The following is a 22,133-nucleotide window of genomic DNA, read 5'->3' as shown; positions in this document are numbered from 1 at the left end:
GGCCCTGCCTGCACCTTCGCCTTCAGGTCGGCCACCCGGGTGCCGATGCAGGGACGTGGTGAGGCGTCCGCCCACCTCGTCCCTGCGCCCGGAGGAGGAGCCGGTGGCCCACAGCAGCGATCGGCCCGAAGGGCGGCCACTCAGCCTCCTCGCGTACGCCGTCGCGCTGGTCGCTGCCTGCGCACTCTGGGGGGTCGACCACACCCTCGGCGTCCTCGCCGGCGCGCTGAACGTCGTCTTCGGTGTCTACTTCTGCCGGCACCTGGCCTTCGCCGTCGCCGCCGCCCGGTGGGCCGAGCGGGACCTGCTCGCCGCTGATGTCGGCCTGGAGGGCTACACCCCCCAGGTCGCCGTCTTCGTCGGTTGCAAGAACGAGGAGCTGGTGGTCGACGGCATGGTGACGGCGCTGCTCGCGCTGGACTACCCCGCCGACCGGCTGACCCTCGTCGTCGTGGACGACGGCTCGGACGACGCCACCGGCGCCAAGCTCGACGCCTGGGCCGCCGTCGAGCCGCGGCTGCGCGTGCTGCACCGGGCGACGGGCTCGGGCGGGGGCAAGTCCGGCGCCCTCAACGACGCACTGGGCCTGGTGGACGCCGAGATCGTGCTGGTCTTCGACGCCGACCACGAACCGGAGCCGACGGCGCTGCGCCGCCTCGTCCGCCACTTCCGCGACCCCGTCGTCGGCGCGGTGATGGGCCGCTGCGTCATCCGCAACGGCAAGGACTCGACGATGGCCGGCACGGTCTTCGTCGACTACCTGTCCGGCTACCTGGTCAACGAGTACGGCCGCCAGGCCCTGTTCGAGCTGCCCGCCTACGGCGGCGCCAACTGCGCCGTCCGGATGTCGACCCTGCGGGCCCTCGGGGGCTGGAACCCGACGACCGTCACCGAGGACACCGACCTCACCCTGCGGATCCTCATGGCCGGGCAACGGGTGCGCTACGACGTCTCGGCCATCGACTACGAGGAAGCGGTCGTCACGCCGCAGCGCTTCTGGAAGCAGCGCTACCGCTGGGCCCGCGGGCACCAGAAGTGCCTGCGCGACTACTGGCGGCCGCTGATGCGCTCGCCGTACCTGTCCCTGCTGGAGAAGGTGGAGACGACGCTCTTCCTGCTCGTCTACCACGTGCCCGTCCTCAGCGGCCTCGGCCTGCTCCTCACGGTCCTGCGCGCCTTCGGCATCGGCGACCTGCCGGTGGTCTCGATCCTCCCGCTGTCGATGCTGCTGTTCGTGGGCCCGCTGGCCGAGCTGTGCGTGGGCCTGCTCATCGGCCGCGTGGAGCGGCGCTCGGCCTGGCGGCTGCTGGGTTTCCTGCCGGCGTTCGCGCTGTCGATCTGGATCACCAGCCGGGCCTACGTCGACGGCATGCTCGGCCGCCCCTACACCTGGGTGAAGACCTCACGCTCCGGCGCCACCTCCACCGTCCGCGCGGAGGTGGTGGCGCCCACGTCGACCGTCGCCTCGGTCGTGGCCCGGCCCGCTGTGCCGGAGGTGGCCGCGGGCAGGCCGCGGTCCTTCGCCGCTCCGGTGGCGAGCCCGGCAGTCGGGGAGTCACGGTGACCGCGATCCCCATGACGACCCAGGAGGCCGCGGCGCTCCGCGGCCTCCGCAGGTCCACGTCCGGCATGACCCGGCGCATCGGGTCGGTGCTGGTCGACCTGGTCCTGGCCGCCGCCATCTGCGTCCTGGGGTTCGAGTACCTGGCCGAGCCGATGCAGCGGCTGGAGGCGGCGGGCCTCGCGCGCGTGCTCGGCTGGATCGCCCCGGGGCAGACCTCGGGCGCCCTGCCGACCCACGTCCTGCTCTTCCGGGAGAACGGCGAGATCATCGACGCCGTCGTCACGGCGTCCTGCTCCTCGGTGCTCTCTGTCCTGGGACTCACCGCGCTCACCGCGGCGATCCTGCGCGGCCGCAAGCTGCACGCCCTCGGCGGCCTGCTGTTCGCCGTCCTCGCGCTGCTGGCACTCAACCACGTGCGGCTGCTCCTCTCGGCCCTCGCCGGTCTGTGGTGGGGAGACGGCGCGCTGGTCCTGTTCCACGACTGGGTCGGCAGCGTGTGGAACCTCGTCGCGACCCTGGGCGGCTTCCTGCTGATGGTGTGGGTCGCCCTCCCTCCGTTGGAGCGGGCCGAGCAAGACGTGGAGGGTCGGCACTCGGCCCGCCGACCCAACAGCTGGGCGCGCCCGGGTCTCGGCTACCGCGCCCCGGAGGACGAGGTCCGGCATGCCTCCGGTCGGCACACGACCATCACCGGGCTGCTGCACCGGCACGTCTACCCCCGCCGGTTGTCCCAGTGGCTGTCCGCCCGCCGAGAGAGCGGCCGCATCGACTACCGGATAGGGCACCTGCCGGTGCACCGGCGTGTCGAGCGCATCCGTGACCTGGCCGCCGCCGGGTTGGGCGTGCACACGGCCTCACTCCTGGCCGTCGCCTCCTACGAGCGCGACGCCGCCGTCCTCGACTGCCTGGCCGAGTCCGTGGCCGCCCGCCAGTGGGAGCCGGTGACCAGCCACCGGGTCGCCGCACTGCGGCTGTGGGCCCGCGGCTGGCTCCAGGCGCGGCAACCGGTCCTGGCCGCCCTCGACCCGTCACCGACCGTCGGTTCCCCCGAGGAGCCGCTGCACACGGTCCCGGTCGCGCGGATCCCCGTCCCACCCCGTCCCGCCCCGACCTCGCCGGCAGGCTCCGCTCCCGGACGGCATGCCTCCACGGCCGGCGGCTCCCGCCGCCCGCCCAGTTTCGCCCGCCCATCCCTCCCACCAGACCCTCAGGAGGCGTTCCGGTGACCTCCACCCTGCCGGACCGGCTGCTCGCGACCACCTCGGCCCCACTGCCGCCGCAGCCGGCCGATCCCCGCTCACCGGCGGTCATCGTCACCGGGGCGGGCGGACCGGCCGGCGTCGCCGTGGTCCGCCGGCTGCTGGCCCTCGGTCACCGGGTGGTGGGTGTGGACGCCGACCCCACCGCCGCGGGCAGCGCGCTGGCCACGGCCGGCGCCATCGTGCCGCGCGCCGACCACGCCCGCTTCATCGACGCCCTGACCGGCGTCGCGATGGCGTATGGCGCGGACGCCCTCATCGGCACCGTGGCCGAGGAACTACCCGCTCTCGCCGCGGGCGCCCAGCAGTTGGCCGCTGCGGGCGTGTCCACATGGATCCCCGAACCGGCCGCCGTCGAGCTCTGCTGCGACAAGGCCGCCTTCGCCCGCACGCTGTGGGACGCAGGGGTTGCCCACCCGGCCACGACCGCGAGTCCGGCCGGGCTGGCCGAGGTACCCGGGCCCTGGGTGGTCAAGCCCCGCACCGGCCGGGGCAGTCGCGGTGTGCGTCTGCTCGACCAGCGGTCCGCCGTGGTGGAGGCGCTGCGGCTCGACGGGTCCATGATCGCCCAGACCCGCCTGACCGGCCGGGAGTTCACCGCCGACGCCCTGGTCGCCCGCACCGGGGAGCTGCTCACCGTGGTCCCGCGCTGGCGCGACGAGACGAAGGCCGGGATCTCGGTGAAGGGCACGACGTTCGAGTCCACCCCGGTGACCGACGTCGTGGCCGACGCCTTGGCGGCCGTCGGGCTCACCGGGCCCGCCAACGTGCAGGGCTTCGTCGCCGACGACGGCGGCGCCACCGTCGTGGAGATCAACCCCCGCTTCTCCGGCGGGCTGCCGCTGACCCTGGCGGCCGGTGCCGACGTGGTCAGCGCCCACCTGACCGGGATCCGCGACCCGGGTGCCCGCCTGCCGTACCTGTGGTTCACGCCCGGGGTGCGGATGAGCCGGTACTTCGCAGAGACGTACACGGCCGATGACGGCAGCCCCGTGGCCGACCCCTGTGCCGCCGGCGTGCGCGCATGAGCCGCACCCGGCGGGTCCTGGTGCCGTTCGGCACCCGGCCCGAGGTGGTCAAGCTGGCCCCCGTCGTCTCGGCGCTGATCGCGGCCGGGCACTCCGTCGACATCGTGGACACCGGTCAGCACACCGACCCGGCACTGTCCACGCAGTTGCAGCAGGCGCTCGGACTGGAGCCGACGCGCCGGTTCGAGCTCCCGACGGACGACCCGGAGGCCCGCCTCGGTGCCCTCCACGCCGACGCCGCTCGCGCGGTGGGCGGGTTCCGGCCCGACGTCGTCCTCGCCCTCGGCGACACCAACACCGTGCCCGCCTACGCCCTCGCCGCCCGCGCTGCAGGCGTGCCCTTCGCGCACGTGGAGGCGGGGCTGCGCAGCCTCAACCCGCGCAGCGTGGAGGAGGTCAACCGGCGCGTCGCCGCGGCGGTCGCGGCGCTCCACTTCGCCCCGACCCGGCGCGCGGCGGACTTCCTCGCCCGCGAGGGGGTCCCGGCCGAGCGGGTCTTCGTCGTCGGCAACCCGGTCGTGGACACCCTCGTCGCCCGCGGGGTGCGGCGGGTGCCGGTCGCCGAGCGCCGCGGCGTGCTGGTGACGGCCCACCGGCCCACCAACGTCGACGACCCGGCGCGGCTGGCCCGCCTGGTGGGCGTCATCCGGGCACTGGCCGACCGGGTCGGGCCGGTCACCTTCCCGGTGCACCCCCGGACGGCGGCCCGGCTCGACGCGGCCGGGCTGACCGGCGAGCTGGACCACCCGGGGATCACGCTGAGCGGCCCGATCGGGTACGACGACCTGCTGACGGCCCTCGGCCGGGCGCGGCTCGCGGTGACCGACTCCGGGGGCATCCAGGAGGAGGCCGCCTACCTCGGCGTCCCCGTCGTGGTGCTGCGCCGCTCCACCCCGCGCTGGGAGGGGGTGGAGGCGGGGACGACGACCCTCGCCGGCCTGACCGACGACCGCGCGGCTGCCGCCGTCCTCGCCGCGGCCACGGCGCACACCACCCCCGAGCGGCAGGCCCGGGCGGCGGCGCTGCCCTGTCCCTACGGCGACGGGACCACCGGGCCGCGGGTCGCGGCGGTCCTCGCGGACCCACGCACCGACACCCTCCTGGCCCTCGAGGAGCCCGACCACACCGACGGCCGGCTGCCGTGGTGACCCCGCCGTCGTCGGGCCTGCCGCCCCTGGGGGTCGTGGTCGACCTCGACGACACCCTCTTCCCGCAGGCGGACTACCTCACCGGTGCCGCGGCGGCCGTGGGCCGCGCCGCGGGGGAGCGGGGGCTCGACGGCGACGCGGTGCACGCCGCGCTCGGGGTTGAGCTGGCCGCGGGCTCGGACACCGGGGGGACGATCGACCGGGCCCTGCTGGCCGCCGGCGTCCCCGCCGCCCGGGTGGCCGACCACGTCCCGGCACTCGTCGCGGCCTTCACCGACCACCGGCCGGACCGGCTGGCCCCCTACCCGGGGGCGGAGGAGGCGCTGCGGGCGCTGGCCGCCGCCGCCCCGCTCGGCTGCCTGACCGACGGCAACCCCGTGATCCAGGAGGCCAAGCTCGCCGCGACCGGGCTGGCTCCGCTGCTGACCCACGTGGTCGTCACCGACCGCCTCGGTGGCCGGGGGGCGCGCAAGCCGCAGGCGGTCGGCCTGCTGGCGCTCGCCGCGGACCTCGGCGTACCCGCCCACCGGCTGCTCGTCATCGGGGACCGTCCCGGCAAGGACGTCGCGGTCGCCGCCGCCGTGGGGGCCCGGGCCATCCGGATCCGGCAGGGGGAGCATGCGACCGCCCCCGACCAGCCGGCCGCCTGGGCGGTGACCGATTCGTTCCCGGCCGCGGCCGCGATCGCGCTCGACGTACTGGGTCGCAGCGCCGCCCCGTCCCCGGTCTGAGCGCCGGCGGACCACGTCGCCGGGTCGCTCCCGCGAGGGCGGGCCTCTCGACGGTCGCCGGGGCCGCCGGCGCGACCGGGTCACCCTCCGGGGGCAGGGGAGGGCCGGGGTCCTCAAGGGCCTGCGGGCTGGGTCGATCACCTCGTGAGGGAGTCCACCGCAATCGACCCGAGGAGCACTGATGACCGCGACCCGCAGGGGAGCCGCCCCACGACGGCCGAGCCGCAGCCGCAGGCCCCGCGCCGGATGGGCGGCGCTGGTTGCCGTGGCAGCAGCCGTCCTGGTCTCGGTCGCTCCCGGCGTCGCCTCGGCAGCCCCGACGTACAGGGTCACGCCGCTGTTGAGCTGCTACTCCCAGAACAGCGACGGCAGCTGGACCCTGGTCCTGGGCTACCGGAACAGCGCGAGCACGCAGCTCAGCATCCCGCACGGCCCGGACAACCACGCGACGACGAACGGCTCCACGAAGTCCACCGCCTACACGAACCTGCTGCCGGGGGCGTTCAACAGTGGGACCCAACAGGCGGTGCTCTGGCTCACCGTCTCCAACACCGACTTCATGTCCGGCGCCGACTGGTACCTCGACGGGACGCACCTGGTCTTCCTGACCGCGGCCAAGGCGGGCAGTGCGTGCCCCGGCTCGACCCCCCTGCCGGCCGACGGCAACGAGACGGGTGCGGTGACTGCGCTGGTGGTCGCCGGTGCCGTGGGCGCAGTCCTCCTGCGCCGGTCCTACCGCAGGACGTCCGGTGCCTCCGGAGCGGACGGCACCGCTACCTAGGGCTCGCCATCGGCGCGCACACTGACGACCACGAGCCGCACCCGGCACGGCCGGTGCCTCTCGGGACCGGGCCCGAGTTGGTCGAGCTCGCGCCGGTGGTCGCCGGGCTGACCACTGCCGGACACGGGTCGACACCGGCCCGTGCACGGACCCGCGCCGTCCAAGCGCTGGAGGAGACGCTCTGGCCGGCGCCCGCGCACCGCTCCGCGGTGTCGACCGACGACCCGGCGACCCGCCGCAGTGCTCCCCTGATCGAGTGAGATCCGCACCCGAGCCGTCCAGTCGGGGCTGTGACCGGTCGATACCACCCCGGTGGAGCGGAGAGGCCGCTCCGGGAGACACGAGGGACGCCCATGGCACGGACCACCAGGACGACCGGCTCACGCATCCGCACGCGGGTCGCGCGGATCGCGGCGATCGGGCTGCTCGCGGCGCTGGCCGTGCTGTTCGCCCCGGGCGTGGCCTCGGCGGCCGGTGTCACGCCGAGCATCGACTGCTACAGGGACAACGGCGATGGCACGTACGACGTCGTGCTCGCGGTCAACAACCCCTACGGAGCGCCGAAGACCATCGCCTACGGGCAGGAGAACCAGGCGTTCCCCTCCCGGTTGCAGGGAACGCAGCCCACGACGTTCCCTGCCGGCACGGTGCGCGGTGCCTGGACCGTGAGGCTGACCTACGCCGAGCTCTACCAGCAGGCCGCCCGCTGGACCCTGGACGGCATGACCTTCCAGTACTCGTCCTACGTGCAGCGCGCGGCGACCTGCCCGACGGGCACGCAGCTACCGGCCGACGGCAACGGCACGGGGACGGTGGTGGCGCTCGGTGCGGCCGGTGCGGTCGGCGCTCTGGCCCTGTTCCGGTCCCGCCGCCGGCCGGCACGCCTCACGGAGGGGACGACCTCGACCGAGGCGGCCTGACCGGACGCACGACGTCCCCGCCATCGACGCGCACCCCGTGACGTCGAAATCGGCTGCGGCGCCACGCTCCTCGCCCGCGCCGCGGCCGGCGGCTCGGTGACCGTGCCCGTCATGACCGGCGGGGGGACGGGCAGGGCGGTCCGAGCCGGGGAGCCGGCCGCCGGGTCGAGCCGAGGCCGCGGCGTGCAGCCTCGGCACCCGGCTCGTGTGCGACGGCACCCACGGCTGCACGCCGACGCCGACGGCGCCTCCGCCCGGCACCGGCGCGCCCGGGCGCGGATCGGCCACTGGGCCGGGGCGCCCACCCGCACCCCGCCCCGACGCGCGGGCTGGCGTCGGGGGCCTCACGACCCGGGTTCACCCCCTTGGGGGAGGCCCCGGGTCGTTGCCGTGGAGCGACCCCTCCGCGGTGCCGATGGGGAAGACGACGGGCGGTAGGGCCGCCCCCGGACGAGAAGGACACCAGCCATGGACGGCATGGGGACGGGGAGCGCGGGACTGAGCGTCCTGGCCATCGGCGCACACCCCGACGACATCGAGCTGGGCTGCGGCGGTGCGCTGCTGGCCCACGTCGCGGCGGGCCACCAGGTCACGATGTTGGTGGTCACCGGAGGCGAGAACGGTCCGGGCGACGGCGCCCGCGGTGCCGGCCGCCACGCGGAGCAGGAGCGGGCCGCCGCCCTCATCGGCGCCCAACTGGTGTGGGGAGGGTTGCGCGACTGCGAGGTCGTCCCGGACTCGGCGACCGTCCGCCTCGTCGAGCAGGTCATCCGTGCCACCCGCGCCGACCTCGTCTACGTGCACGCACCGGAGGACAGCCACCAGGACCACCGGGCCGTGGCCGCAGCCACCCAGGGGGCTGCCCGGCGGCTGTCGCGGGTGCTGCACTACCAGAGCCCCTCGACGCTGTCGTTCACCCCGACGGTCTACGTCGACGTCACCGCCCACCTCACCGGCAAGGTCGCGGCGCTGGCCACGCACGTGTCGCAGGTCGAGCAGTCGGCCATGGTGGAGCCCGACGCCGTCGTGGCCTCGGCCCGTCACTGGGGCGCGCAGGCCCGGATCGGCTACGCCGAGGCGTTCCAGCCCACCCGGATGGTGCTCGACCTGACCCCGCTCCGCAGCGCCGGTGCGGAGGCCATCCCGGCGGCGTGGCAGCTCACGCCGTCGGCCGTCACCGGCGTCTGAGCGCCCGGGCCGCCACCGCCAGCCCGGCGGCGGCGGTCCACACCACTCGCGAGAGCCGCACCGCGCGCGGGATGTCCCCGGGTACGGGCGCCCGCCCGCTGCCCAGTGCCGGGCGGTCCTCCACCCGGCTGCCGTAGACGTTGCGGCCGCCCAGCCGCAGTCCCAGGGCGCCGGCGAGCGCGGCCTCGCAGTGCCCGGCGTTGGGGCTCGGGTGGGCGGCCCCGTCGCGGCGCCAGGCGGTCCAGGCGCCGCGCGCCGACCCCCCGGCCCACGGGGCGAGGACGACGGTGAGCGCCGCCGTGGTCCGCGCGGGCAGCCAGTTGGCGACGTCGTCCGTGCGGGCGGCGGCCCAGCCGAACCGCGCGTACCGCGGCGAGCGGTGACCGACCATCGCGTCGAGGGTGTTCACCGCCCGGTAGGCCAGCAGCCCGGGCAGCCCGGCGACCGCGCCCCAGAACAGCGGGGCGACGGCGGCGTCGGAGGTGTTCTCGGCGACCGACTCGACCGTGGCCCGGGCCAGTTCGCGCTCGTCGAGCGAGCGGGGGTCCCGGCCGGCGAGGGTGGGCAGCAGCGCGCGGGCGGCGGGCAGGTCCCCGGCGTCCAGCTCCCCGCCCATCGCGGTCGCGGCCCGGCCCAGCGACGTGCCGCCGAGCACCGCCCAGGTGGCCGCGGCCGTGGCGAGGGCGCGCGCGGCGGGGCGGCCGCGGGTGGCCCGGCCGGCGGCGGCGCCGAGACCGGCCGCCGCGGCGACGAGCCCGGCGGCGTACCCCGCGCCGGCGGCGCGGGAGTCGCGCCAGACCCGGCGCTCCAGTGCCCCGGCGACCCGGCCGAACCCCGCGACGGGGTGGCCGCGGCGCGGATCGGCCAGCAGCAGGTCGGCGGCGGCGCCGAGGGCGAGACCGACGGCGGTGGGCGTGGTCAGCAGGTCCTCCTGCGGGTGCTCGTGCTCTGCGTGCCGTGTGCAAGCAGAGCACGAGCACGCGGAGGGACACCCGCGGCCCACCGCGGGGGTCACCTGCGCGCCGGAGCCGTCCCTAGGATCGGCGTCCATGCGCCTGCCCGGCCGGTACTCCGGCACTGCCCGGCCGATCGTCACCTACGGCAGCGACCCCGTGCTGCACCGTCCGTGCGCGCCGGTCACCGAGTTCGGCAAGGACCTGCGCCGCCTGGTCCTCGACATGTTCGCCTCGATGGAGGCCGCCGACGGCGTGGGCCTGGCGGCCAACCAGATCGGCGTGGACGCGCGGGTCTTCGTCATCGACTGCCCCGACGCGGCCGGGGAGGACGTCGTGGGCTACGTGGTCAACCCCCGGCTGACCGTCCTCGAGCCGCACGGGGGCGAGCCGGCCGAGGAGGTCACCGAGGAGGGCTGCCTGTCCGTGCCCGGGCCCTACGCCGAGCTGCCGCGGGCCTTCCGGGCCCGGGTGGACGGCGTCGATGCGGCGGGTGCGCCGGTGTCCATCGAGGCCACCGGGATGGCCGCGCGCTGCCTGCAGCACGAGGTCGACCACCTGGAGGGGACCGTCTACGTCGACCGGCTGCCGGAGGAGCTGCGGGAACGGCTGCTCGCCGAGGCGGCGGGGCCCGGCGGGGAGCTGCCGGCGTGACCGTGGCGACCTCGCCGCTGGTGGTCGTCGGCATCGGGGCCGACGGCTGGGACGGGCTCGCGCCCGCGTCCCGCGCCGAGGTGGAGCGCGCCGAGGTGCTGCTGGGCAGCGCCCGCCAGCTCGCCCTCGTCCCGCCCGCGGTGGGCGCGCAGCGGGTGCCCTGGCCCTCGCCGCTGAGCGAGGCGCTGCCGGGGCTGCTGGAGGAGCACGCCGGCCGGGTGGTGGTCGTGCTGGCCAGCGGCGACCCGATGCTGTCGGGCATCGGCACCACACTGACCCGGCTGCTCGGGCCCGACCGGGTGCGGGTGCTCCCGGCGCCGTCCTCGGTGTCGCTGGCGTGTGCCCGCCTGGGGTGGGCGGTGGAGGACACCGAGGTGGTGACCCTGGTCGGCCGCCCGATCGAGCTGCTGCACCCGCACGTGCAGCCCGGGCGGCGGCTGCTGGTCCTCGGGTCCGACGGCCGGACCCCGGCGCGGATCGCCGAGCTGCTCGCCGCCCGGGGCTACGGCACCAGCCGGCTCACCGTGCTCGGTGGGCTCGGCGGCCCGGAGGAGGAGGTGCGCACCGGGACCGCGGCCACCTGGTCGCAGCCGGCGCCGCCGCTGGTGGTCACCGCGGTCGAGTGCCGGGCCGACCGGGGGACCACGCCCCTGCCGACCACGCCCGGGCTGCCCGACGCCGCGTACGAGCACGACGGGCAGCTCACCAAGTCCGAGGTGCGCGCGATCACCCTGGCCCGCCTCGCCCCCGTGCCCGGGCAGCTGCTGTGGGACGTCGGGGCGGGGGCGGGCTCGATCGGCATCGAGTGGATGCGGGCGCACCCCACCTGCCGGGCCGTCGCCGTCGAGGCCTCGGCCGAGCGGGCCGAGCGGATCGCCCGCAACGCCGCCCGGCTCGGCGTCCCGTACATGCAGGTCGTGCACGGCGCCGCGCCCGAGGTGCTGTCCCGGCTGCCGGCGCCGGACGCGGTGTTCGTCGGCGGCGGGCTCACCACCTCGCGACTGCTGGAGGCCTGCTGGGAGGCGCTGGTGTCCGGCGGCCGGCTGGTGGCCAACGCGGTCACCGTGGAGAGCGAGGCGGTGCTGGCCGGCTGGCACGGGCGCGTCGGCGGCGAGCTGGTGCGGGTCGCCGTCGCGCGGGCCGAGCCGGTGGGCTCCTTCACCGGCTGGAGGCCCGCGATGCCCGTGACGATCTGGACCACGGCGAAGCCGTGACCGCGAGGAGTGGGGCCCGCAGGGTCCCCGACGAGCGGTCGGACGGGCTCGGTGCAGGTCGGGGACGGCACCTGGTCGCCGTGTCGTGCGGGAGCACGACGATGTCATCGTGACGGTGCACTTCATCGGGGCCGGGCCGGGAGCCGCCGACCTGGTCACCCTCCGCGCGGCGCGGCTGATCGCCACCGCCCCCGTCTGCCTCTACGCCGGCGCGCTCGTGCCGCGCGAGCTGCTCGACACCGCGCCACCCGGCGCCCGGCTGGTCGACACCGCCGACCTCGACCTCGACCAGATCACCGCCGAGCTGGTCGCGGCGCACGCGGCCGGCCTCGACGTCGCCCGCCTGCACTCCGGGGACCCGTCGGTCTACAGCGCGATGGCCGAGCAGATGCGCCGCCTGGACGCCGCCGGGGTGCCCTACGAGGTCGTGCCCGGCGTGCCGGCGTTCGCGGCGGCGGCCGCGGCGCTCAAGCGGGAGCTCACCGTGCCGGGGGTGGGGCAGACCGTCGTCCTCACGCGGACGTCGGCCCGGTCCACGCCCATGCCGCCGGGGGAGGAGCTGGCCGCCTACGCCGCCACGGGGGCGACCCTGGTGCTGCACCTGGCGGTGCAGCGGATCGCCGAGCTCGCGCCGCAGCTGGCCGAGCACTACGGCGTCGACGGGCCGGTGGCCGTGGTGGCCCGCGCCAGCCGGGACGACGAGCTGGTGCTGCGGGGCACGCTGGCCGACATCGCGCAGCAGGTCGAGGACGCCGGCGTGCGGCGGACGGCGGTCGTCGTGGTCGGCCCGGTGCTGACCGCCGAGCAGTTCCCCGACAGCCACCTCTACTCGACGACCCGCCCCCGCTGAGCGGAGGAGGACTGTGCGCGTGACGCGAACCGGTGCCCGTCGCTCAGGCGCGGCCCACCACGGCGCCGGCCCGGTCGATCACCACGACGTCGACCGCCACCGGAGCGCCGCGCAGCACCCCGAGCGCGGTCCTGCGGGCGCCGGCGGCCACCAGGTCGCCCAGCGGCAGCCCCGCCGCCTGGCACTGCTGCAGCGCGTGGAGCGCGGTGTTCGCCCGCCGGACACCCTCGACCAGGTCCGGGGGACCGCCCGCGTCCCGGACCATCGCCGCCAGCGAACCGGTCGACACCTGGGAGCGGCCCGAGTGCAGGTCCAGGTGGCCGTCGGCGAGCTTGGCCAGCTTCCCGATGCCACCGGCGACGGTCAGCCGCGGCACCGGGTGGCGCCGCAGGTACTTGAGGACGGCGCCGGCGAAGTCCCCCATGTCCAGCAGCGCGTCCTCGGGCAGCCCGTAGAGCTGGGTGACCACCCGCTCGCTGGTCGACCCGGTGCAGCCGGCCACGTGCTGGTGCCCGGCCGCGCGGGCGACGTCGATGCCCCGCCGGATCGAGTCGATCCACGACGAGCACGAGTAGGGGACGACGACGCCGGTCGTGCCGAGGACGGACAGGCCGCCGAGGATCCCCAGCCGCGGGTTCCAGGTCCTGCGGGCCAGCTCCTCGCCGTTCTCCACCGAGACCTCGACGACGACGTCCCCGCTGCCGCCGTGCCGGGCCGCGACCGCGGCCACGTGCTCGCGGATGAACTGCCGCGGCATCGGGTTGATCGCCGGCTCGCCGACCGGCAGCGGCAGGCCCGGCTTGGTGACCGTGCCGACGCCGGGCCCGGCGCGGAAGAGGACGCCGTTGCCGGGCTCGCCGTGGGTGACGCGCACGGACACCAGGGCGCCGTGGGTGACGTCGGGGTCGTCGCCGGCGTCCTTGACCACGCCGGCGCAGGCCTCGACGCCCGGCGACAGCGACTCGGTGGCCAGCGCGAAGGTGGGGTGCCGGTCGTTCGGGAGGTCGATGCCCACCGGGTCGGGGAACTCGCCGGTGAGCAGCGCGGTGTAGGCGGCCGTCGTCGCGGCGGTCGCGCAGGCGCCCGTCGTCCAGCCGGAGCGCAGCCCCGTGGTGCGCTCCCGTCCGGCCTCCGTCACGGCCTCAGCATGCACGGGCGGCGGGCGTGACCGGGCGGGTGCTGGTGCTCGGCGGCACGGGTGAGGCCCGGCGGCTGGCCGAGCGGCTGGTCGCCGAGGGCGTCGACGTGCTCAGCTCGCTGGCCGGCCGGGTCGCCGAGCCGGTGCTGCCCCCCGGGGAGGTCCGCATCGGTGGGTTCGGGGGCGCCGAGGGCCTGGCCGCGGCGCTGGACGGGGTCACCGCGCTGGTCGACGCCACCCACCCCTTCGCGGCCACGATGACCGCGAACGCCGCAGCGGCCGCGGCCGCGACGGGGACGGCGCTGCTGCGGCTGCAGCGGCCCGGGTGGACGCCCGGGCCCGGGGACGACTGGCGCTGGGTGGACTCGCTGGAGCAGGCCGCGGAGAGCGTGGCCGGGGCCGGGTCGGTGTTCGTCACCACCGGCCGGCGGGGCCTGGCCGCCTTCGCCGGACTGCGCGGCTCCTGCCTGGTGCGCGCGGTCGACCCGCCTGCGCCGCCGTTGCCGGCACGCACGACCGTGCTGCTGGCCCGGGGGCCGTTCACGGTGGAGGAGGAGCTCGCGCTGCTGCGCGAGCACGCCGTCGAGGTCGTCGTCACCAAGGACAGCGGGGGCGGGATGACCGCCGCCAAGCTCACCGCGGCGCGGGAGCTGCGCCTGCCGGTGGTCGTCGTCCGCCGGCCACCGGTGCCCCCCGGAGTGCCCGTGGTGGCCACCGTGGAGGAGGCGCTGGCCTGGCTGCGCTCCCGGTGACGACTACGAGTTCGCGGGCCAGAACGCCCAGGCCGTCACCCACACGATCCCGACGGTCACCAGCAGGGCGACCGGGACGTGGGCGGCGATCTGCCCGGAGCTGCCGAGCCAGGCCTGGAGGAAGGTGAGCAGGAAGGTCGCGCCGCTCAATGCGGCCGGCCACCACACGCCGGTGCGCCGCCCGTGCAGCCCGGTGGCCAGCAGGAGGAGGCCGGTGGACAGGTGCAGGGCGATCGCGCCCGCGCCGTGCCCGCCACCGCCGGTGCCGCCGGTCATCAACTGGCCGGCGGAGAAGAACTGCCAGAGCAGCACGACCACCGAGAGCGCGGCGGCTGCCTGCACCGGCCGGATCGTGGACGTGGGCGCTGCGACGGTGGTGTCACGGGTCCGGGTCATCGGGTCCTCCGGTGCGGGTGAGGAGAAGTGTTTGAAGATTGGAGCACCATCGGCAGCGCAGCGCCAGAGCCCGGGACCGGACGGTCACTCCCCGAACCGGGGGGGGGACGCGACCGCTGACCCGCCTGGTCCTCTTCGACCTCGACGGCACCCTCGTCGACTCCTCGCCGGGGACCCACGCGTCGGTGCGGGTGGCCGCCGCCGCGCTGGGCCTGCCCGACCCCACGCCCGAGCAGCTGCGGGCGATGGTCGGCCCGCCCCTGCAGGACGGGTTCGCGCTCGTCCTCGGCGTCCCGCCGGCCGACGTCCCGCGTGCGGTGGCCGCCTACCGGGCGCACTACGCCGCGGGCGCGCTGCTCGACGTGACCGTCCACGACGGCATCCCCGAGCTGCTGACCGCGCTGCGGGCTGGCGGCGCCACGCTGGCGGTGGCCACCAGCAAGCCGGAGACCTCCGCCGTCCGGGTGCTCCGGCACACCGGCCTGCTCGACGCCTTCGCCGGCGTGCACGGAGCCACCCTGGACGGCGCCGTCCGGCACGAGGACCAGGTCGTGGCCGCGGCGCTGGCAGCCCACCCCGGAGGGCGCGACCCGGTGCTGGTCGGCGACCGCGCCCACGACGTCCTCGGCGCCGCGGCGCACGGGCTGCCCTGCATCGGCGCCGGCTGGGGGCCGGCCGAGGACGGCGAGCTGGAGGCGGCCGGCGCGGCCGTGGTGGTGGCCACCCCGGCGGAGGTGCTGGCCGCGCTGGATCGGAAAATGGGCTGACCCGCCGGCCGTGTACCCGCAAGATGTGCGCCGGCAGTCGGACGGTGAACAGAGGAGAACGCACGGTGAACGCGCTGACCGAGAAGCAGGTACGGCGCTCGTTCGTCAACTGCTCGCGCGGGGAGGCCAACGGCCTGACCCTGCCGCCGGGCTTCGACGAGGTCGACTGGGCCGAGCTGGAGGTGCTCGGCTGGCGGGACCCCAAGGCACCGCTGCGCGGCTACCTGGTCCTCGAGGTCGACGAGGAGCCGCTGGGCATCGCGGTCCGTGCCGCCGAGAGCCGTATGTCCAGCCGGACGGCGGCCATATGCCTGCTGTGCCAGACGGCGCAGCCCGGGGACGGCGTCTCGCTGTTCACCGCTCGGCGGGTGGGCGAGGCCGGGCGCAACGGCAACACCGTCGGCACCTACATGTGCGCGGACCTCGCCTGCTCGCACCGGGTCCGGACCGACATCCCGCCGTGGCTGCAGGACCGCGACCCGGCCGAGGTGGTGGCCGAGCGGGCCGCGGAGCTGAACGAGCGGGTGCGCGCGTTCGTCGCCGCCGTCCGCCGCTGAGCGGCGTCCACGGCGTGACTCCGCGCCGCGGTCCGCTCCTCGCTCGCTGGCGCTCGCTGCGATGCTCCCGCGGCTGTCGTCACGCGGCGTCCACGGCGTGACTCCGCGCCGCGGTCCGCTCCTTGCTCGCTGGCGCTCGCTGCGATGCTCCCGCGGCTGTCGTCACGCGGCGTCCACGGCGTGACTCCGCGCCGCGGTCCGCTCCTTGCTCGCTGGCGCTCGCTGCGATGCTCCCGCGGCTGTCGTCACGCGGCGTCCACGGCGTGACTCCGCGCCGCGGTCCGCTCCTCGCTCGCTGGCGCTCGCTGCGATGCTCCCGCGGCTGTCGTCACGCGGCGACCGGCTCGGCCTGCTGCACCGGCTCCGCCCGCCGCAGGGTGCGCCGCCGGCGCAGCAGGCCGGCCACCGCGACCAGCGCCAGCACGATCACCGCGCCGCCGTAGACCTCCGCGGTCGGCTGCAGGCCGACCTCCCCGGCGGCCAGCCCGGCGACGACCGCCGGCACGCTGAAGCCCAGGTAGCCGACGACGAAGATGCTGGCGAACAGCCCCGCCCGCTGGCCCGGGGCGACGCCGGCGGTGACCGTGGCGACCGCGCCGAGGAACGCCGACCCGAAGCCGAAGCCCGACACCGCGGCGGCGACGAAGAACAGCGCCACGCTGCCGGTGAGCAGCGAGCCGATCGTGCCCGCGACGCCGGCGGCGAACACCAGGCACCCGAGGAGCATCGCCGTGTGCGGCGCCGCGGCGCGCATGCCCACGCCACCGACGGCGCCCATGCCCTGCATCGCCAGGATCAGCAGGCTGCCCACGAGGTGGTCCTCGATGCCGAAGACGCCGGCCGTGAGGGAGGGGCCGAGGGAGAGGTACAGCCCGCCCAGCGCCCACATCGCGACCAGACAGGGCAGCGCGACGAGGAAGGCCCCCCGCTGGGCACGGGGCACGTGCACCTGCGGCCGGAGCGAGGCCAGCGCGCCGGGCAGCCGCGGCGAGGACTCCGGCAGCAGCAGGGCCACGCCCGCGGCGAGGACGAAGAGCGTGGTGAGCGTGCCGAACACCCAGTCCGTGGGTGCGGGGACGAACTCCACCGCCAGGCCCGCGCCCACGGCCCCGAGGGCCAGGGCGAAGCCGGGCGACGCGCTGTTGACCAGGGCGCCCAGGGGGCGGTCGGTGCGCTGCAGGTCCAGCAGGGTCGCGCCGAGGGCCCCGGTCAGGGCGCCCACGGACAGGCCCTGCACGACCCGCGCGGCCAGCAGCCAGCCGACGCCGTCCGCCGCGAGGAACAGCACGCTGGCGACGACCTGGAGGAGCAGGCCGGCGACGATCACCGGACGGCGCCCGACGTGGTCCGACAGCGCGCCGACCACCAGCAGGGCGAGCAGGAGGGCGATCGCGTAGATGCCGAAGACCATGGTGAGGACGCCAGGGGAGAACCCGAACCGCTCCTGGTAGACGCGGTAGAGCGGGGAGGGCACCCCCGAGGCGGCGAGCACCAGGACCAGCAGCGTCGCGACCGACCAGAACGCGGTCCTCGGGGGCAGGCGACGGGAGGGCACGACAACGAGCAAGCCCTCCCGCCGCGACCGCATTCCCGGGCCGGCGGCGGTCGCCCCCGGTCAGCGCCGCTCGAAGCCCGGCGGCAGGACGACGTCGTCGCGGGTGAGGTCGTGGACCGAGGACCGGCCCAGGCCCAGCAGCGCCTCGTCGATGCCCTGCCGGATGATCGACAGCACGTTCTGCACACCGCGCTCGCCGTTCGCGGCCATGCCCCACAGGTAGGCGCGGCCGATCATCACGGCCCTGGCGCCCAGGGCCATCGCCTTGACCACGTCGGCGCCGCGCCGCACGCCGCCGTCCATGAGCACCTCGACCCGGTCGCCGACGGCGTCGACGATCGCCGGCAGCGAGCGGATCGCGCCGGGGGTGCTGTCGAGGTTGTTGCCGCCGTGCGTGGAGACCGAGATCGCGCTCACGCCGGCGTCCACCGCGCGGCGGGCGTCGTCAACCCGGGTGACGCCCTTGAGCATGAACGGCCCGCCCCACTGCTCACGCAGCCAGGCGACGTCCTCCCACGTCGGGAGGGGGGTGCCCATCCACTCGCCGTACGCGCCGAAGAAGTTCGGCGGCTCCTGGCCGCCCAGGGCCAGGTTGGGCACGCGCAGCTCGGGGATCGAGCCGGTGCGCAGGTAGGTGGCCAGCCAGCGCGGCTTGCGCAGCACCTCGGGGGCGAACTTGACCGCGTTCCGCAGGTCGATCTTCTCGGGGATCGGGGGGCTGCCCCAGTCGCGGCGCGAGGCGAACGACCAGTCGAGGGTCATGATCAGACCCTTGGCGCCGGCGGCGCGGGCGCGCTCGGCGCGGGCGAGGATGGTCTCGCGCGAGCCCACCCAGTACATCTGGAAGAACAGTTTCTCGTGCGCGGCACCGCACTCCTCGACCGGCTTGCTCGCGAAGGAGGACAGCCCCATCGCGACGTCCTCGGCAGCGGCGGCACGGGCCACGGCGACCTCCCCGTCGGGGTGCACCGCCTGCACGCCGGTGGGCGAGATGAGCACCGGCATGGACACCTGCTGGCCCATGACCGTGGTCGCCGTCTCCCGCTTGGCCGAGAGGCCGGCCACGTGCGGGCGCCAGGTGATCTCGTCGAAGGCGGCGACGTTGTCGCTGGCCGTCAGGCCCTTCTCGGTGCCGGCGACCAGCGCCAGGTAGACCGACCGCGGCAGCCGCTTCCTCGCGCGGTGCTGGGCCTCCTCGACGGTCTCGAACCAGTCCTTGGTGCTCGCCATGGGTCCCTCCGCGGTCGGCAGCCGGGTGGCGGGACCGGGGCAACGGTGACGCCCGCCACGTCCCGCGACATGGTGCCAGGGGTGGCACTGAGTGTCACGGGGCTCGTGCCGGGTCCGGGCCCGGAGGCCGGGGGGCCCGCTCCTGGTCCTGGTGGGACGGGTGCGAGCGGGGGCTGTAGACGGCGCCGGTCGGGCTGACCCGGGTCTGCGAGGAGCCCACGAGCACCAGGCAGCGCATGTCGACCGTCTCCGGGTCGAGCGCGCCGAGCGTGGTGACCGTGACCCGCTCCCCGGGCCCGCCGACGTCCCGGCCCACGACGACGACCGTGCCGGGGTCCCGGACCTCCAGCAGGACCTCCCGGGCGAGGCCCAGCTGCGCGGGGCGGGCCTTCGACCGGGGGTTGTAGAGGGCGATGACCAGGTCCGCGGCGGCGGCGTGGCGCAGCCGGTCGACGACGACGTCCCACGGCTTGCGGACGTCGGAGAGGCTCAGGACGGCGAAGTCGTGGCCCAGCGGGGCGCCCACCCGGGCGGCGACGGCCTGGGCGGCGGTCAGCCCCGGGAGCACCCGCACCGGGACACCGGCGAACTCCGGCCGCGCCGCCACCTCGAGGACGGCCGCGGCCATCGCGAAGACGCCGGGGTCGCCGCTGGAGACGACGGCCACGCGCCGTCCGCCCCTCGCCAGCTCCAGGGCGTGCGCCGCCCGCTCGGCCTCCACTCGGTTGTCGCTGGGGTACCGGGTCTGCCGCGGGTTGACCGGCACGCGGTCCAGGTAGGGCCCGTAGCCCACCAGGTCGTCCGCGGCGGCGAGCGCCTCGGCCGCCTCGGGCGTGGTCCACGACCGCCGGCCCGGACCCAGCCCGACCACGACCACCTCGCCGGTGCGGGGGGCGGACTCGTCGTGCTGCTCGGGCCCCGGCACCGGGCCGGTCAGCGGGCTGGGCAGGAGGGCGAGGGAGAAGTAGGGGACCGTCGCCGGGTCGACGTCGGCCAGCGGCAGGCAGCGCTGGCGATCGGTGGTCGCCCGCTCCACGTACAGCGCGCGGTCGAGGACTCCGGCGCGGTCGAACGCCTCCCGCACCTGCGGGAACGTGCGGCCCAGCTTGAGGACCGCGGCCGAGTCGGTGGAGGCCAGCTCCTCGGCCAGGCGCTCGGCGCCGAGGGTCCCCGGCAGCACGGTCAGGACCTCGTCGCGCTCGACCAGCGGCCGGCCGACCGCTGCGGCGGCTCCGCTCACGCTGGTCACGCCGGGCACGACCTCGGTGGGGTAGCGGTGCGCCAGCCGCTTGTGCATGTGCATGTAGGAGCCGTAGAAGAACGGGTCCCCCTCGGCCAGGACGACGACGTCGCGCCCGGCGTCCAGGTGGGCGGCCAGCCGGGCCGCGGCCGCCTCGTAGAACTCGTCGATCGCGCCCTGGTAGCCCCCGGGGTGGGCGGTGGTCTCGGTCGTGACCGGGTAGACCAGCAGCTCCTCGACCTGCCCCTCGCGCAGGTAGGGCGCGGCCACGGCGCGGGCCACCGACCGGCCGTGCTGGGCGGCGTGGAAGGCGACCACGTCGGCGGCGGCGATGAGCCGGGCGGCCTTGACGGTGACCAGTTCCGGGTCGCCCGGCCCGAGGCCCACCCCGTACAGACGGCCGGTGGTGTGCTGGCCGCTCACTCGACCTCGCTCGCGATCGCGTTGACCGCGGCGGCGGTGATCGCGCTGCCCCCGCGACGGCCGCGGACGACGAGGAACTCCAGGTCGCTCGCCGCCAGCGCCTCCTTGGACTCCGCGGCGCCGATGAACCCGACCGGCACGCCGACGACCGCGGCCGGTCGGGGTGCTCCGGCGGCGACCATCTCCAGCAGGTGGAACAGCGCGGTGGGCGCGTTGCCGATCGCCACGACCGCGCCGTCCAGCCGGTCGCGCCAGAGCTCGAGCGCCGCGGCCGTGCGGGTGGTGCCCAGCTCCGCGGCGAGGCCGGGGGTGCGCGGGTCGTCCAGCGTGCAGACCACGTCGTTGTCCGCGGGCAGCCGGCGGCGGGTGATGCCGGAGGCGACCATCTGCGCGTCGCAGAGCACCGGGGCGCCGGCGTCGAGCGCCGCCCGGGCCCGCGCGACGACGCCAGGGGAGAAGGCGAGGTCCTCGACGAGGTCGACCTGCCCGCAGGCGTGGATCATCCGCACCGCCACGCGGGCGACGTCCCCCGGCAGGCCGGCCAGGTCGGCCTCGGCGCGGATCGTCGCGAACGAGCGCCGGTAGATCTCGGCGCCGTCCTTCACGTACTCGAACATCACGCCTTCCCGATCCGGTACCCGGTCCCTGTCGCCACCACGTCCACGACCGTCCCCTGCGGGCGGCCGCAGCGGCGCTCGCAGCCGGCCCAGTGCTGCCGGGCGCCGCCCCCCGGCAGGACGCCGGTCGCGACGGCGTGCGCCGCGTCGGCCCGGACGTCGGCGCGGCTCTTCGCGCACCCCGGCCGCCCGGCGCAGGCGGTGACCCGCACCCAGGCACTGTCCGGGTCGAGCACCAGCCCGGCGGCGGTGAGCGCGGGGGCGGCGGCGTCGTCGGGGAGGTCGGGCAGGACGACGCTGCGCCACGGGGTGAGCTGCAGGTCGCCGGCCGTGGCGGACACCAGCGCGGCCTGGTCGGCGGTCAGCCGGCCCAGCGGGACGACGGCGACCAGTGCCACGCGCCCGTCGTCCTGCCGCACGGGCCCCGCCGGGACGGAGCCCCCGGAGCCGGCCTCGGCGCGGCCCGCGGAGCCACCCAGGCGGGCGGCGACGCGGGCGGGGCCCTCGTCGAGCTCGGCCAGCCGCCAGGCCGGGGAGCCCTGCGCGGCGCGCTCGTCGAGGAAGGCCCGCGTGGCGGCGAGGGCGAGCGCCACCGCGTCGTCTGGGGCCACCCGCAGGCCGGTGTCGGCGCCGGCGAGGGTGAGGGCGACGGTGCCGGGGCACAGGGCGCGCAGTCCGACGTCCCCACCGAGGCCGGCGACGTCGCCGCGGCCGTCGTCGAGGGTCAGCAGGAAGCGGCCCGGCAGGGCGGCGTACCCCGGGTCCGCGCACAGGCCGGCGTCGAGTGCGGCCACCCACGGCCGGACGTCGAGCCGCCCGCCGGCCCGGCCGGTGAGCGCGCTGGCCAGCACGTTGCGCACCCGCTCGTGCGTGGCGCTGGGCAGCAGCCCGGCGGCGGCGAGCCGGTCACCGAGCGCGGCCTCCGTGCCCGGCGCCAGGCCGCGCAGCTGCACGTTGCCGCGGCTGGTCAGCTCCAGGGCGCCGTCCCCGAGGTCACGCGCCGCGCCGGCGAGGACCCGCAGCTGGGCCGCGGTGAGCAGCCCCCCGGGCACCCGCACCCGCGCCAGCGCCCCGTCGGCCGCGGCGTGGGTCTGCAGCGCGCCGGGACAGGCGTCGCCGCGGACGCGGGCGGCGGGGGTGGTGGTCATGGCGCTGGCGAGATTACGTC

The 22,133-nt window shown here is 76.5% G+C and carries 22 protein-coding genes; 14 read left to right on the top strand and 8 right to left on the bottom strand.

All coding sequences use genetic code 11. The features are described 5' to 3' along the window. The first annotated feature begins 103 nt into the window (after positions 1 to 103). From ACI79I_RS03955 to ACI79I_RS03920, 8 genes are all read left to right on the top strand, one after another. Positions 104 to 1,564 (top strand): glycosyltransferase, encoded by a 1,461-nt coding sequence (locus tag ACI79I_RS03955; protein ID WP_456990964.1) that lies wholly within the window; start codon positions 104 to 106, stop codon positions 1,562 to 1,564. After that, positions 1,561 to 2,790 carry a hypothetical protein gene (locus tag ACI79I_RS03950; protein ID WP_456990963.1) on the top strand — a complete coding sequence of 410 codons (1,230 nt, stop codon included), beginning with the start codon at positions 1,561 to 1,563 and terminating at the stop codon, positions 2,788 to 2,790. Before ACI79I_RS03955 ends, ACI79I_RS03950 begins: the two co-directional genes overlap by 4 nt. Beyond that, positions 2,787 to 3,851 (top strand): ATP-grasp domain-containing protein, encoded by a 1,065-nt coding sequence (locus ACI79I_RS03945; RefSeq protein WP_456990962.1) that lies wholly within the window; start codon positions 2,787 to 2,789, stop codon positions 3,849 to 3,851. Before ACI79I_RS03950 ends, ACI79I_RS03945 begins: the two co-directional genes overlap by 4 nt. Further along, positions 3,848 to 4,999, top strand: a complete 1,152-nt coding sequence (wecB, locus tag ACI79I_RS03940; protein WP_456990961.1) for a non-hydrolyzing UDP-N-acetylglucosamine 2-epimerase — start codon at positions 3,848 to 3,850, stop codon at positions 4,997 to 4,999. The genes ACI79I_RS03945 and wecB overlap by 4 nt, the downstream gene beginning before the upstream one ends. Beyond that, positions 4,996 to 5,730: an HAD family hydrolase gene (locus ACI79I_RS03935; RefSeq protein WP_456990960.1), complete on the top strand. Its 735-nt coding sequence runs from the start codon at positions 4,996 to 4,998 to the stop codon at positions 5,728 to 5,730. Before wecB ends, ACI79I_RS03935 begins: the two co-directional genes overlap by 4 nt. A 265-nt stretch (positions 5,731 to 5,995) precedes the next feature. Next, positions 5,996 to 6,511, top strand: a complete 516-nt coding sequence (locus ACI79I_RS03930) for a hypothetical protein (protein WP_456990959.1) — start codon at positions 5,996 to 5,998, stop codon at positions 6,509 to 6,511. A 353-nt stretch (positions 6,512 to 6,864) separates the two neighbouring features. Next, positions 6,865 to 7,431 carry a hypothetical protein gene (locus ACI79I_RS03925; protein ID WP_456990958.1) on the top strand — a complete coding sequence of 189 codons (567 nt, stop codon included), beginning with the start codon at positions 6,865 to 6,867 and terminating at the stop codon, positions 7,429 to 7,431. Between the two features lie 468 nt (positions 7,432 to 7,899). Next, a complete protein-coding gene (locus ACI79I_RS03920) occupies positions 7,900 to 8,619 on the top strand; it encodes a PIG-L deacetylase family protein (protein WP_456990957.1) in 720 nt (239 codons plus the stop codon). On the opposite strand, the gene ACI79I_RS03915 is transcribed toward ACI79I_RS03920, so the two are convergent. After that, the gene (locus tag ACI79I_RS03915; protein WP_456990956.1) at positions 8,606 to 9,670 is read right to left on the bottom strand and encodes a cobalamin biosynthesis protein; all 1,065 of its coding nucleotides are present in this window, start codon (positions 9,668 to 9,670) and stop codon (positions 8,606 to 8,608) included. The genes ACI79I_RS03920 and ACI79I_RS03915 overlap by 14 nt on opposite strands. Here ACI79I_RS03915 and def point away from each other — a divergent pair. The 3 genes from def (at position 9,669) to cobM (ending at position 12,290) form a co-directional block, all read left to right on the top strand. After that, a complete protein-coding gene (gene def, locus ACI79I_RS03910; RefSeq protein WP_456990955.1) occupies positions 9,669 to 10,226 on the top strand; it encodes a peptide deformylase in 558 nt (185 codons plus the stop codon). The two genes, ACI79I_RS03915 and def, sit on opposite strands and share 2 nt — an antisense overlap. Next, positions 10,223 to 11,440 carry a precorrin-6y C5,15-methyltransferase (decarboxylating) subunit CbiE gene (cbiE, locus tag ACI79I_RS03905; protein ID WP_456990954.1) on the top strand — a complete coding sequence of 406 codons (1,218 nt, stop codon included), beginning with the start codon at positions 10,223 to 10,225 and terminating at the stop codon, positions 11,438 to 11,440. The genes def and cbiE overlap by 4 nt, the downstream gene beginning before the upstream one ends. Before the next feature lie 109 nt (positions 11,441 to 11,549). Next, positions 11,550 to 12,290 (top strand): precorrin-4 C(11)-methyltransferase, encoded by a 741-nt coding sequence (cobM, locus tag ACI79I_RS03900; RefSeq protein ID WP_456990953.1) that lies wholly within the window; start codon positions 11,550 to 11,552, stop codon positions 12,288 to 12,290. Positions 12,291 to 12,333: 43 nt separating this feature from the next. Here the strand turns inward: cobM and ACI79I_RS03895 are convergent, their stop codons facing one another. Next, positions 12,334 to 13,428, bottom strand: coding sequence for a cobalt-precorrin-5B (C(1))-methyltransferase (locus ACI79I_RS03895; RefSeq protein WP_456990952.1), 1,095 nt, complete (start codon positions 13,426 to 13,428; stop codon positions 12,334 to 12,336). A gap of 26 nt (positions 13,429 to 13,454) precedes the next feature. Here ACI79I_RS03895 and ACI79I_RS03890 point away from each other — a divergent pair, with 26 nt between their 5' ends. Then, the gene (locus tag ACI79I_RS03890) at positions 13,455 to 14,180 is read left to right on the top strand and encodes a cobalt-precorrin-6A reductase (RefSeq protein WP_456990950.1); all 726 of its coding nucleotides are present in this window, start codon (positions 13,455 to 13,457) and stop codon (positions 14,178 to 14,180) included. A 3-nt stretch (positions 14,181 to 14,183) separates the two neighbouring features. On the opposite strand, the gene ACI79I_RS03885 is transcribed toward ACI79I_RS03890, so the two are convergent. Further along, positions 14,184 to 14,576, bottom strand: a complete 393-nt coding sequence (locus tag ACI79I_RS03885; RefSeq protein WP_456990949.1) for a hypothetical protein — start codon at positions 14,574 to 14,576, stop codon at positions 14,184 to 14,186. 116 nt (positions 14,577 to 14,692) lie between these two features. On the opposite strand from ACI79I_RS03885, the gene ACI79I_RS03880 reads away from it, so the two are divergent. Further along, entirely contained in the window at positions 14,693 to 15,343 is a 651-nt protein-coding gene (locus tag ACI79I_RS03880; RefSeq protein ID WP_456991057.1) for an HAD hydrolase-like protein, read from the top strand. A 65-nt stretch (positions 15,344 to 15,408) separates the two neighbouring features. Beyond that, entirely contained in the window at positions 15,409 to 15,900 is a 492-nt protein-coding gene (locus ACI79I_RS03875) for an FBP domain-containing protein (RefSeq protein WP_456990948.1), read from the top strand. A gap of 328 nt (positions 15,901 to 16,228) precedes the next feature. Here the strand turns inward: ACI79I_RS03875 and ACI79I_RS03870 are convergent, their stop codons facing one another. From ACI79I_RS03870 to cobG, 5 genes are all read right to left on the bottom strand, one after another. Beyond that, a complete protein-coding gene (locus tag ACI79I_RS03870; RefSeq protein WP_456990947.1) occupies positions 16,229 to 17,455 on the bottom strand; it encodes an MFS transporter in 1,227 nt (408 codons plus the stop codon). A 60-nt stretch (positions 17,456 to 17,515) separates the two neighbouring features. Next, complete coding sequence (gene mftD / locus ACI79I_RS03865; protein ID WP_456990946.1) at positions 17,516 to 18,685, bottom strand: pre-mycofactocin synthase MftD; 1,170 nt, start codon at positions 18,683 to 18,685, stop codon at positions 17,516 to 17,518. 94 nt (positions 18,686 to 18,779) lie between these two features. Further along, positions 18,780 to 20,348, bottom strand: coding sequence for a precorrin-2 C(20)-methyltransferase (locus ACI79I_RS03860; RefSeq protein ID WP_456990945.1), 1,569 nt, complete (start codon positions 20,346 to 20,348; stop codon positions 18,780 to 18,782). After that, positions 20,345 to 20,965: a precorrin-8X methylmutase gene (locus ACI79I_RS03855; protein ID WP_456990944.1), complete on the bottom strand. Its 621-nt coding sequence runs from the start codon at positions 20,963 to 20,965 to the stop codon at positions 20,345 to 20,347. The genes ACI79I_RS03860 and ACI79I_RS03855 overlap by 4 nt, the downstream gene beginning before the upstream one ends. Next, the gene (gene cobG / locus ACI79I_RS03850) at positions 20,965 to 22,113 is read right to left on the bottom strand and encodes a precorrin-3B synthase (protein ID WP_456990943.1); all 1,149 of its coding nucleotides are present in this window, start codon (positions 22,111 to 22,113) and stop codon (positions 20,965 to 20,967) included. The genes ACI79I_RS03855 and cobG overlap by 1 nt, the downstream gene beginning before the upstream one ends. Positions 22,114 to 22,133: the final 20 nt, after the last annotated feature.

It is taken from the genome of Geodermatophilus sp. SYSU D01105 (assembly GCF_054050095.1).
This window is presented reverse-complemented; position numbering and strand designations above follow the sequence as displayed.

What these genes read in the sequence shown, in the direction of transcription:
- wecB (WP_456990961.1), top strand. Translation starts at nt 3,848, where the DNA reads ATGAGCCGCACCCGGCGGGTCCTGGTGCCGTTCGGCACCCGGCCCGAG.
- ACI79I_RS03925 (WP_456990958.1), top strand. Translation starts at nt 6,865, where the DNA reads ATGGCACGGACCACCAGGACGACCGGCTCACGCATCCGCACGCGGGTC.
- ACI79I_RS03920 (WP_456990957.1), top strand. Translation starts at nt 7,900, where the DNA reads ATGGACGGCATGGGGACGGGGAGCGCGGGACTGAGCGTCCTGGCCATC.
- def (WP_456990955.1), top strand. Translation starts at nt 9,669, where the DNA reads ATGCGCCTGCCCGGCCGGTACTCCGGCACTGCCCGGCCGATCGTCACC.
- ACI79I_RS03915 (WP_456990956.1), bottom strand. Translation starts at nt 9,670, where the DNA reads ATGGACGCCGATCCTAGGGACGGCTCCGGCGCGCAGGTGACCCCCGCG.
- ACI79I_RS03885 (WP_456990949.1), bottom strand. Translation starts at nt 14,576, where the DNA reads ATGACCCGGACCCGTGACACCACCGTCGCAGCGCCCACGTCCACGATC.
- mftD (WP_456990946.1), bottom strand. Translation starts at nt 18,685, where the DNA reads ATGGCGAGCACCAAGGACTGGTTCGAGACCGTCGAGGAGGCCCAGCAC.
- ACI79I_RS03855 (WP_456990944.1), bottom strand. Translation starts at nt 20,965, where the DNA reads ATGTTCGAGTACGTGAAGGACGGCGCCGAGATCTACCGGCGCTCGTTC.
- cobG (WP_456990943.1), bottom strand. Translation starts at nt 22,113, where the DNA reads ATGACCACCACCCCCGCCGCCCGCGTCCGCGGCGACGCCTGTCCCGGC.